This is a genomic window from Delftia tsuruhatensis NBRC 16741 (assembly GCF_001571325.1).
Classification (GTDB): domain Bacteria; phylum Pseudomonadota; class Gammaproteobacteria; order Burkholderiales; family Burkholderiaceae_C; genus Comamonas; species Comamonas tsuruhatensis.
In genome coordinates this window covers 1-1175 of sequence record NZ_BCTO01000120.1, presented here as the reverse complement: position 1 = coordinate 1175, position 1175 = coordinate 1, and the positions used below count along the sequence as shown (strand labels likewise).

The 1175-nt window shown below is 68.4% G+C and carries 2 protein-coding genes and 1 pseudogene; all 3 read left to right on the top strand.

The genetic code is table 11. From position 1 onward, the window contains the following. The coding region (locus tag DTS01S_RS29225; protein ID WP_061290143.1) for a hypothetical protein at positions 1 to 331 on the top strand (331 nt) is incomplete at its 5' end. Between the two features lie 86 nt (positions 332 to 417). Then, on the top strand, positions 418 to 804 hold the full coding sequence (locus tag DTS01S_RS29220) for a hypothetical protein (RefSeq protein WP_061290141.1): 387 nt from the start codon (positions 418 to 420) through the stop codon (positions 802 to 804). Between the two features lie 7 nt (positions 805 to 811). Beyond that, a pseudogene (locus DTS01S_RS29215) lies at positions 812 to 1175 on the top strand (hypothetical protein); the annotation flags it as partial.

Genomic DNA, 1175 nt, shown 5'->3' with positions numbered 1-1175 from the left:
GGGTACCCGTGGCGTCATCGGCATCCTGCCCGCCGGCATGCTGCCCGTGTCGCTGTACATCCGCGTGCCTGCTGCCCTGGGCGCGGGCTTCAAGGCCTCCATTGGCCTGGCGGATGCGGCTGGCGACATCAGCACAGCGGCCGACGACGGCGGCGGCGCCTGGGTGACGGACAACGATGTGGGTGCAGCCGGTGGTTACGCGCACCTCGTGCCAGCGGCCTTCGCCAAACTCGCAACCAAGGATGAAGACCGACGCATCATCCTCAAGGTTTCGGGCGCAGGCACGGCTGCCGGCCTGTTCACGCTGGACCTGATCTACACGAACGCCTGACAGCGCGCTCATGTGTGCGCCCCCGCAAGGGGCTTTCCCCGGTGGCATCGGCCGCCGGGGCTTTTTGAACCCCGGAGAACCAAACCATGAAGCTGTTCACTTCGCTGCCCGCACGCAAGGACGGAACCCTGATCGTGCGTATCAAGGGCACCACTTATGTCTTCGAGGGCAAGCCTCTTGCCTGCGAGGTCGAGAGCGAGGCCCATGCGCAATACCTGCGTGCTGGCAACTTCCAGACCGAAGAGGACTTCGAGGCCGAGCAGAAATTCCTGCGCCTGGCCGCCGAGCGCGAAGCGCGCCGCCCTCCCGCTGCTGGCCGTACCTCTGTGGCGCGCGCCGTCCTTCCGCCCGGCCTGGGGCCGGACGAGGGCAATGACGACTTTGACGGCGGCACGGGCCTGCCTCAGGAGTCGGATTCGTTGCCCACTGGCCGCGTGCGCAAGGCCTCGCGCGCTTCCCAAGTGATCGGCTGAACGCATCATGGCCTCCTGGGAAAGTTGGCTGCCCGAACTGGTCCTGGCCGCCCCCAAGGCGCCGGTCCCGCTCATCCACCTGGCGCTGAACCGCGCCGCGCGCACCTTCCTCAAGGCCACGCGCGCCTGGCAGGAGTGGCTGGAGCCTACGGACGTGACCGGCGAGGCCTTCGCCGAATACACCTTCGAGCTGCCCCAGGGCGCCGAGCTGCTGCGCCTGGAGCGCGCCACGCTGGCCGGGCGCCCGCTGGAGGTAGCCAAGGCGCGCGATCTGCCTGCCGATCCCTGGCAGCACGAGCTGCGCGGCAAGCTCTACCTGGTCACGACGAACCTGCGCGAATTCACAGTACGCACGGGCAGCACGGGCCGCC

Excerpts from the sequence above, each read along its gene's own strand:
- DTS01S_RS29220 (WP_061290141.1), top strand. The coding sequence starts at position 418 with ATGAAGCTGTTCACTTCGCTGCCCGCACGCAAGGACGGAACCCTGATC.